A 9332-nucleotide genomic window follows, 5' to 3' on the forward strand; every position below is an offset into this window, starting at 1 on the left:
ACCTGCTTCAAGATGAGTTTACTTTTAAGGGCCGTCGCAGACTACGACGTTGATAGGTTACAGGTGTAAGGGTGGTAACATCGCAGCCGAGTAATACTAATTGCCCGTAAGCTTTAACTTTCTTATATTATGATAAAGTCTGTATACATTTTTTTTCCCGATATGTTATCTTATTAGTTTGCTGTAACAGCAAAAAAGATCTTATGGTGGTTATGCCGAGGGTGTTCACCTCTTCCCATTCCGAACAGAGAAGTTAAGCCCCTCATGGCCGATGGTACTGCACTATCATGCGGGAGAGTAGGTAGCTGCCATACTTATTAAAGAAAGCCTCGACATTTACTTGTCGGGGCTTTCTTATTTTCAGCCATCCCTTTCCTTCCCGTTACTAGCGGGATAAATTCTATTTACTTCTAATTATCCAAACATTGGTATAATCCACAGTATTCTCATCTCCATAAAAATCATCCATTATTACTCCTGTACATGTAATCATACCCGGTTCATTGCAAAGTCAATAGCAGTAGTACAGGGCTCTTCTATTCATTACGTAGATCATCTAACGTTAGATCAATAAATCCATTTACAGATATACAGATGAAAGGCTGGGAGAGTGTTATAGCCTTTCTTGCCAAACGAGCATTATAGCAGTTATTTCAAGCAAATTTGTTAATCCACATTTTTTTTAACTTAGTAATATTCCACGAAAACCTTTCTCATGGCCTATTTCGGAAAAGCAAAAGCTTAACGAATTGTTAAGCAGGGTTTTGTTTAGATTTGGCTAACACTTTCATCTTTTAAATATGATAATATTGTAATCATAATGATTTGCAAATACATTATACGAGAGTGCGATGATCAGGATTAACCCAGAGCAAACAAATTTCCAGCAAATGACACCATAAAAGCATAGCCTTATACACTATCTATTTATCCATGGGTACAGGTATCCTTACGACCTGTAATGAATATTGAATTGTTAGTTAACACCCACAAGGTTGCCCGCTAACTACAATGCTCTTCATAAATAGATTTCCTAAAGTGTTAGAAAGGAAGTGATGTAACAGGTAGCTGTAAACATAGCCGGGCTGCGGACTATAATAGGCACTTGGGTTATAATGGTTTACCCTGGCGAATTCAGGTGGCCATTGTATATAACGTTTTCAACAGGTACCCGTTGCGATTTAACAGTTATCGATAAAATATTACAATTACCGGAACCCGTAAATATAAAAGTTGCCTGTAGTATTATAACAGTTAACTGCAGATAATAATAGTTAGCTGTAAAACATTTCCGGATGCGCCGTCCTGCAAGGCATTATTTTGTGGGCCATTGTTTGAAAACCGTCTCGCCGCTGCATTCATGCAGCGGCTGAGACATTTATAGTAACATCAACTGTTGGTAGATTCTCTTTTAATCAACTCAACAGGGAAAACATAATTCTTGACGATCTTAACTGACTCCTCCTGGTTGATCAATTTCACAATGGTTTCAACAGCTTTCTGTCCCATGTTGTAACCAGATTGCTCAATAGTGGTAAGAGTAGGGGATATGATCCTTGAAGAAAGATCATTGGAGTAACCTACAACTTTAATCTTATCAGGAACAGGAATCTGCCTGTTCCGGGCTTCCCTGATAAATCCAACAGCCGAGCTGTCATTGGCCGAGAACAAACCGTCAATCTCCTGCCCTGAATCAAATATCTCCTGGGCTGCACTGGTAGCTGCATCCATAGTCAGGTCGTGCACGTAAACCAATTGCTCATCGAAAGGAATACCATACCTGGACAAGGCGTCTTTATAACCTGCAAGTCGTTGCTGGTAAAGATTACAGGTCAGCGGACCAGAAAAATGGGCGATCTTTCTGCATCCTTGCTTGATAAGATGTTCTGTAGCCAGGAATCCACCGGTAAAGTCATCCCCGGTGATTGTATATCCCTGGAATCCTGAAGGAACACGGTCATAAAATACGATAGGGATATTATTCTTGATAAACGGACTAAAATGGTCTGCACTGGTAGTGAACATAGAGGATACTGCCAGTAACCCGTCCACTCTCAGGGAGTAAAAGGTATGGACCAGTTCCTTCTCCATAGCCACTGTTTCGTCCGACTGCCCGATCACAATACTGAACCCATACTTATGAGCTTCATGCTGGATACCGCTGATGGCGGTACTCTGGAAGTACATAGAAGTACGGGGTACGATAAGGCCAATAATATTAGAACGCTTCTTGCGCAGGCTGGAAGCGATCCAATTAGGTACATAACCCATCTCTGAAGCAGTTTGCTGAACTTTTTCCCTTGTTTCCAGATTAATCAGCGGATTATTTTGCAAGGCACGGGAAACAGTAGATGCTGACAGATTAAGGTGTTGAGCGATATCGTATATCGTTATTTTATTAGTCCGGTCTTTCACTTTTTTGAGGCTTCAGTGTGAAATAATGGGCGATATTAAGCATTTTCCTGAAAAGATTCTATGGGGGCAAAAAGAAAAGCGCCCTCCCGCTCTTTAGGGAAGGCGCTTTTCCTGTTAAAGCTGTAAATAGTACGCTTATTTAGGATCCAACGCTTTGTTGATACGTGCGATCAGGTCCTGGATATGACTGCGGGTCATCTGGTCGCCGCTGCCTGCATTTGCCTGAAGTTCTGATTTCAGGGCAATCAACTGGGAGCGTCCAATGGCTGCAGCATCGGATTTAGACGGGCTTCCGGCGCCTCCAGCCATGATCATCATAGAATTGGATGGAGCAGCAGCCGGAGCTATCAGTTTGCTCAGGTTATCCACATAGGAACGTTGCAGGTTCCTTTTATAGATATCCACCGGTTTATGAGCGTAAATCTCTGAGAAGATGGTCTTCTTCAGGTCACTTAACATCTCGGTAGCCTGGTAGATAGGTTGGTTGGTATAGGTAACCTCTGCATTCAGCATTTTGTTAAGAGTATTAGCGCTTAACAGCCTGTCGAGGATCGGTTCCTGGCGGGAGCTGATCAAAGAAGGAGCATCACTGCCGAATTTATTCAGCAACTCAGTATTGATCAGCCATTTAGGAGTGGTGAACAGTTGCTTGTTCAGGAAGGTAACAGCCTCTTTCTGGATTGCTTTTGGTACATATTCATAAACAGCGCCTGCCTGTTCGACAGTTTTAGGCGTTTCATAGATACCGCCTACATTTTTAACAACGTGGCCCATGTACCGGCTATACTGGGCAGCTACTTCCCTGTAAAGTTCTGCAAGGTTAGAATACCCTTCATTGTCTTCCCTTGTCCAGGCCAGTAAGTTAGGCATGATGCGTTGGAGGTTCTTTATACCATAGGTACTTGCCAGCATTGCATTATCGCCCAGGTCTTCGCTCTGCGACCTTGGATCATCGGGATTCATTTCGGTACCAAACCAGTATTTTTTGTCCTTCAGTCTTTCGATGGTCCATTTGTTCAGGATTGCTTTTTCTGCGTCGGGAGATTTTGCGTCCGGAAGAAGTTTGTAGCCCCATTCGATCGCCCATTTATCGTAGTAGTTGATACGTGGATAAAGGTCGGCGCCTGTGATACCATCTTCAGGTTGAGCAACATAGTTGAAACGGGCATAGTCCATGATGGAAGCGGCGTGTCCATTTTTTCTTATCCATTCTTTATCCCGCAGTTTTTCAACAGGATAAGCGGAGCTGGATCCGAAGTTATGCCGCAGGCCAAGGGTATGACCTACTTCATGGGAGGAAACGAAGCGAATCAGGTCGCCCATTAGTTCATCGCTGAATTGCATTTTACGGGCGCGTGGATCGTTTGGCGATGCCTGTACGAAGTACCAGTTGCGCAGCAAACGCATTACGTTATGATACCAGTTGATATGGCTTTCAATGATCTCGCCTGAGCGAGGGTCGTGTACGTGAGGCCCGCTGGCGTTAGGGATTTCAGAAGGTTTATAAACGATAGCAGAGAATCTGGCATCGTCGATCGACCAGGTTGAATCTTCCTGAGGAGTAGGCGCCATTTTAGCCATGATAGCATTTTTGAAACCTGCCTGTTCAAAGGCAGCCTGCCAGTCGTTCACTCCCATGATCAGGTACTTCCTCCATTTTGCAGGGGTAGCAGGATCAATGTAGAAGATAATAGGTTTAACAGGTTCCACTAATTCGCCGCGTTTGTATTTTTCCATATCCTCCGGCTTTGGCTCGAGGCGCCAGCGGGTGATCATGGAGATCTTTTTAACGCCTTGAGGATCTGCGTCAAAATCAGTTACGCTGGTGGTGAAGTAACCAACTCGCGGGTCGAAGTAACGAGGCTGCATTGGTACTGCAGGGAGCAACACCATAGAGCTGTTCAGTTCCACGGTAGCATTGCCGCCTGGTGAAGGAGGCATGCCAGGCATTGGGGATCCGCCGCTTTTGCTGTATGTTTTAACTGTTTTGATCTCGGTGTTCATCGGATAGGATTTTACGTCGTTGACGTATGATTTATCCGGTTGCATACCTCCGAGTTTCAGCATGTTCTTCACGGTTCCGTCGAAGAACAGGATATCGTTGTCGCCGTTGATGTACTCCGTCATATCAATAATGCTTCCCTGGTTGTTCTTGGAGAAAGCTTTGATATCGAATGCGGCAACGATCGGTTGTAAGTTAGAATTCCTAACAGATGTAAACATAGGCTGGGTAGAGTCTTTGGATACATCGGAGTAGGAGATGTTTTTCAGGAAAAGGCGGTTGTTAGGACCTTTTTCGAATTGTACAACATTTTCGTTAATGATATCGCCGCTGAAGCCCATCATCTGGAAGCGGAGCCCGGCGGCCGACTTCGAGAGGCGGTTTACGATAAGGATGTCTCTTCCCAGGAGAGAATCAGGTACTTCAAAGAAGTATCTGTCTTCATGTTTATAAACATTGAACAGTCCGGAATCTGCTACAGCTTTTTCGTTGATTACTTCTGCGAAAGGTTTGGGACCAGGTTTAGGGCCTGGTTTGATCATCGGAGGTTTGCCTGTAGAGTCTTTGGCGGCAGCAGCAACGGCAGGAGCGGCATTTTTGGAATTCTTTTTCCTTTGAGCAGCAGCAGGTTGATAAGCTGAAACGCCTAGGCATAGGGCACCAGCCACGGCGATAGCCAGTTTGTTGTGAATTGGTTTGCTCATTGCGGTAAATGATGGTTTTTGATAAAAGTTGACGTTTTTAATAAAACACTTTGCAAGTAAGCATTTTAAGTATTAACTTATGTGGAAAATCCACGAACGTGTTAAAAGGGCGTAAGAATGGAAAATTTGACCTGAAAAGCAAAGGTGTAAATGTTAAAACATTAGTTGCAGTGGTAAGTTTTTTATGTAATCATTTATTGTTATAAAAAACAATAATATTATATGGTTTAAAGGATAGCTATAGTATTGCAAACCTGCGTCTATATTGCGTTTTAAAGGAAGAAACTGGTGATTTACACTAATTATGGTTGCTAAATTGAATTAGCCTTGCCTGAAACCCAGGGCTGGAGCGGCATGAAATTAGTGGCCAGAATTGTAAGATTTCTGTTGGAACATTTGAATTTTTTCTTAAATTGTGCGTCCAACTTTGAAAAAAATCAAACTATTTCAAGAATTGGACAGTAACAATCAGTAAGAGACTGCAATATTGGTTTATTCGCTTATGTAAAGTGTTTGCTCTAAAAAAGATTGCTTGGAAAAGCCCTAGGGTCGGGCTTTTGCGTGTGAAGGTTAATTTTTGTGGGTTTTTTTGGGCTGCACTTGTTTTTTTGGACCAACCTTATAACTTTGCGAATCACTGATTAAAACAGTAAATTGAGTGTTGGATGAACATTTTAAAAAGTAAAGTGGGCATTCTATCAAAAGAGTAAATAGTAAACTTCTAACAAACAATAGTTTAATTTTTAACACTAAAATTTCAATCAACATGGCTGAGACTAAAACAACTGTGACTGCAGCTACCGGTAAGGCTTCTTCTCATCAAACTAAAAAGTCATCCAACATTTTTGCAGCGTTGGCTGTACCTATCTGCCTGGTGATAGGTTTTCTGTTTTACTTTTTTGTATTAGGAAACCCAGCCAACTTCCAAGGTAACAACCCAGAAGGTCACCCAATTGATTCTGGTATTGGTAAATGGTTTGGTACTGTGTACAAGGGTGGTTTGATCGTACCTATCCTGATCTCTGTATTATTGATCTGTCTGACTTTCGTTATCGAACGTTTCCTGTACCTGTCTAAAGCTAAAGGTAAATTCAGCGGTTCTGAATTGGTACGTAAAGTACAATATCACCTGGCTAACCGTAACATCGACGCTGCATTAGCAGAGTGCGACAAACAAAAAGGTTCAGTAGGTAACGTACTGAAAGCAGGTCTGAAAAAGTATAAAGAAATGATTTCTAATACTGAATTGGATACTGAGCAAAAAATCCTGACTATCAAAAACGAAATCGAAGAAACTACTGCGCTGGAACTGCCAATGATGGAAAAGAACCTGGTGTTCTTATCTACTATTGCATCAGTTGCAACCCTGTTAGGTCTGTTCGGTACAGTATTGGGTATGATCCGCGCGTTCGCTGCGATGTCTACCGGTGGTGCTCCAGACTCTGCACAGTTAGCGGGTGGTATCTCTGAAGCGTTGATCAACACTGCATTGGGTATCGGTACCTCAGCTGTTGCGATCATCATGTATAACTTCTTTACTACCAATATCGATAGCATCACTTACGCTATTGACGAATCTGGTTTTACTTTAACTCAGAGCTTCGCTGCTAACCACAAATAATTTTTGTGGAATTTAAGCGGTTTTGAATCTTATTAAAGTAAACTAATAAAACAGAGTAAAGATGCCTAAAGTTAAAATGCCAAGGAAAAGCACCAACATCGACATGACGGCGATGTGTGACGTGGCTTTCCTGCTGTTAACTTTCTTTATGCTGGCAACTAAGTTTAAACCGGACGAACCGGTAACCGTAGTTACTCCATCCTCTATTAACACTACTCTTTTGCCTGATTCTGATGTGTTGTTATTCACAGTGGATAAGGATGGCAGAGTGTTCTTCAGTATGGATGGACAGCCAAAAAGAAGAAAGCTTATTGAAGATTTGAACACGCAGTACAAACTGGGCCTCGGCGAAAAAGAAATTAAAAACTTTGTAGTTGGCGCCAGCGTAGGAACTCCAATTAAAGATCTGAAAAACTACCTCTCCCTGAGCGAAGAACAGCGTAAAGCTGCAGGTCTGGACAAAGGTATCCCTACCGATTCTGCGAACAATGAATTAGGTGCCTGGATTGAGTATGGCGTTGCTGCCCAGGGTACTAACCTGTCAAAAGTGAAGTACTGTATTAAAGCAGATAACCAGACTCCTTATCCAAAAATCAAGGAGATCCTTGATACCTTCAAAAAGAAGCATATCCAAAAACTCAACCTGGTAACCAACCTGGAGGAACCACCAAAAGGTACGGCTGCCTGGGAAGAGGCGCAAGCAGGTAAACACAAATAAGTAAAAGACAGCAACTACTTCCTGACCTGGAAGGCTGTTGATTTCTGAACTAAAAAATTCGCTACTATGGCAGAAATGGATACCAGCAGTAGTGGTGGGAAAGGTAAGAAACACGGTGGTACGAAATCCAAAAAATTATCTACCCGTGTGGATATGACGCCAATGGTGGATCTGGGTTTTCTTTTGATCACCTTCTTCATGCTAACCACTACCATGTCTAAGCCCAAAACAATGGACTTAGTCATGCCAAAAGATACCGAAAAACAAGAAGAGCAGAACAAAGTAAAAGAAAGTACTGCGTTGACGATCCTGCTCGGAAAAAATGATAGAGTTTATTATTACGAAGGTTTAGCACAAGATCCTAACGCTTCTGCAAATCCTGACTTCTTCAAAGCAACATCCTTTGCTAACACCGGAGGGATCAGGGATGAGATCATCAGAAAGCGCGACGAAGTAGCTAAACTGAGGAATTCAAAAGGAGAACCTGAAGACGTTGTTGTTATTATTAAGGCAGATGATGACGCCAATTATAAGAACTTCGTGGATATCCTTGACGAAATGGCTATCAACAGGATTCAACGTTATGCAACTGTAGATATCAGCGAGCAAGATAAAAAGTGGATCAAATCTACAGAATCGGCTAACGGTGTTCAATAATTAATCATTTTTTTGCATCCATCATAAAATATCAACAATGGATTCGTCTAAGATCTTAAAATCCGATTTCCTTGATATCCTGTTTGACGGTAGGAACAAGGATTACGGTGCTTACGATTTGCGCAGACAGTATAATAAACGGGTAAGAAATGCCATTTTAGGCACCGCTTCCCTGTTCTTGATCTTCTTCGCAACGTATATGATATCTCAATGGGTGAGAGCTTCTGAAGGTGATGACGTGAAGAAGCCAGTGATCCAGGAAATTAAGATGGAGGAAGTGAAGTTGCCGGATGATCCGAAAACACCACCTCCGCCACCTCCGCCTCCTGCACCACCCCCACCAGTAAAACCGTCAGTGCAGTTCACTCCTCCGGTGATCAAAAAAGATAATGAAGTACCTGAGGATGAAAAACCACCTAAAGTGGAAGATATTAAGGATAAAGCTATCAGCACTAAAACCCAGGAAGGTGATCCTAACGGTATCGATCCAGGGTTACTGGAAGATAGTAAAGGTTCCGGCGTAGTAACAGCTCCTGCTGCTCCTCAGAAGGAAGAAATCTTTACTTTCGTAGAACAACCTCCTACCTTCCCTGGTGGAGAGGAAGCATTAGCTAAATACCTGAATAAAAATATCCGTTACCCACGCGTTGCACAGGAAAACGGTATCTCAGGTACAGTATATGTTCAGTTCGTAGTTGATTCTGAAGGTAATATCAAAGATGTTAAAACAGTCGGAGCTCAGAAAGGTGGCGGTCTCGAAGAGGAAGCTATTCGTGTTGTGAAAAACATGCCTAAATGGAAACCTGGTAAGCAAAACAGCCGCCCGGTATCCGTACAGTTCAACCTCCCGATCCGCTTTACTTTACAAGAGTAGTACTGTATCAACACTATATAAAAAGCCCGCCTCTGCCAACAGGGGCGGGCTTTTTTATGTGTGCCAGGCATGTGTTATATCTCTAGGGTGCAAGTCCCGAATGCGCTTTGTAGTAGGAAGCATTAGCCAATAGCAAGGGTGTCCACTGTAAAGTGGAATCTGAAGGAAGCTGGCGGCAAACATCCGGGCCGACGAACAGAAACTGTATACAAGGCGGGGTTACAAGGGTGATGTTGCATAAGAAACAAAAACCCGATACTACACAGATTGTAACAACGTAAATGCAGCGGCTACATGGATGGAAAGCGATAACACTTACCCTGGGAGGCCCTGTTTTTTTT

At 42.7% G+C, this 9332-nt stretch carries 6 protein-coding genes and 2 rRNA genes; 6 read left to right on the forward strand and 2 right to left on the reverse strand.

Annotated features, from left to right (window positions below; genetic code table 11):
* Positions 1 to 121: ribosomal RNA gene (locus BLV62_RS27745) — 23S ribosomal RNA — on the forward strand; the annotation flags it as partial.
* An 81-nt stretch (positions 122 to 202) separates the two neighbouring features.
* A 5S ribosomal RNA gene (gene rrf / locus BLV62_RS27750) occupies positions 203 to 314 on the forward strand.
* 1075 nt (positions 315 to 1389) lie between these two features.
* On the opposite strand, the gene BLV62_RS27755 is transcribed toward rrf, so the two are convergent.
* Both BLV62_RS27755 and BLV62_RS27760 read right to left on the reverse strand, forming a co-directional pair.
* The gene (locus BLV62_RS27755; RefSeq protein ID WP_089766303.1) at positions 1390 to 2415 is read right to left on the reverse strand and encodes a LacI family DNA-binding transcriptional regulator; all 1026 of its coding nucleotides are present in this window, start codon (positions 2413 to 2415) and stop codon (positions 1390 to 1392) included.
* Between the two features lie 135 nt (positions 2416 to 2550).
* The gene (locus tag BLV62_RS27760) at positions 2551 to 5121 is read right to left on the reverse strand and encodes a zinc-dependent metalloprotease (protein ID WP_089766304.1); all 2571 of its coding nucleotides are present in this window, start codon (positions 5119 to 5121) and stop codon (positions 2551 to 2553) included.
* A 766-nt stretch (positions 5122 to 5887) separates the two neighbouring features.
* Between BLV62_RS27760 and BLV62_RS27765 the strand changes: the two genes are divergently transcribed.
* From BLV62_RS27765 to BLV62_RS27780, 4 genes are all read left to right on the forward strand, one after another.
* Positions 5888 to 6742, forward strand: coding sequence for a MotA/TolQ/ExbB proton channel family protein (locus tag BLV62_RS27765; protein WP_089766305.1), 855 nt, complete (start codon positions 5888 to 5890; stop codon positions 6740 to 6742).
* Positions 6743 to 6803: 61 nt separating this feature from the next.
* A complete protein-coding gene (locus BLV62_RS27770) occupies positions 6804 to 7460 on the forward strand; it encodes an ExbD/TolR family protein (protein WP_089766307.1) in 657 nt (218 codons plus the stop codon).
* Positions 7461 to 7526: 66 nt separating this feature from the next.
* Positions 7527 to 8117: an ExbD/TolR family protein gene (locus BLV62_RS27775; protein ID WP_089766309.1), complete on the forward strand. Its 591-nt coding sequence runs from the start codon at positions 7527 to 7529 to the stop codon at positions 8115 to 8117.
* A 37-nt stretch (positions 8118 to 8154) separates the two neighbouring features.
* Positions 8155 to 8991, forward strand: coding sequence for an energy transducer TonB (locus BLV62_RS27780; protein ID WP_089766310.1), 837 nt, complete (start codon positions 8155 to 8157; stop codon positions 8989 to 8991).
* Positions 8992 to 9332 lie beyond the last annotated feature (341 nt).

This window comes from Chitinophaga terrae (ex Kim and Jung 2007) (assembly GCF_900107795.1).
GTDB lineage: Bacteria > Bacteroidota > Bacteroidia > Chitinophagales > Chitinophagaceae > Chitinophaga > Chitinophaga terrae.